Raw genomic sequence first — 310 nt, 5'->3', positions numbered from 1 at the left:
CCCGGCCACACCGACATCCGCCGACCCACGCCCGGGACCCACCCCGCCTTAATTGGTATGTCAGATGCAAGTTTTAATGGGAGCTGTCCAGCCTCGTCGAGTTCCAGGAGACCCGATGCTGTCCGAGCAGTCCGCCGCCACCGTGCGTGCCACCCTCCCCGTCGTCGGCGGGGCCATCGGTGAGATCACCGAGCGCTTCTACGCCGGGATGTTCGCCGCCCGCCCCGACCTGCTGCGCGACCTGTTCAACCGCGGCAACCAGGCGGCCGGCACCCAGCGGCAGGCCCTCGCGGGATCGATCGCCGCGTTC

1 pseudogene is annotated in these 310 nt (G+C 69.4%); it reads left to right on the top strand.

From position 1 onward, the window contains the following. Window positions 1-115 precede the first annotated feature (115 nt). Window positions 116-310 (top strand): annotated as a pseudogene (locus ACLZOT_RS51445) (hemin transporter); the annotation flags it as partial.

This window comes from Streptomyces sp. 4F14 (assembly GCF_048159485.1).
In the GTDB taxonomy this organism is placed as follows: Bacteria; Actinomycetota; Actinomycetes; order Streptomycetales; family Streptomycetaceae; genus Streptomyces.
This window is presented reverse-complemented; position numbering and strand designations above follow the sequence as displayed.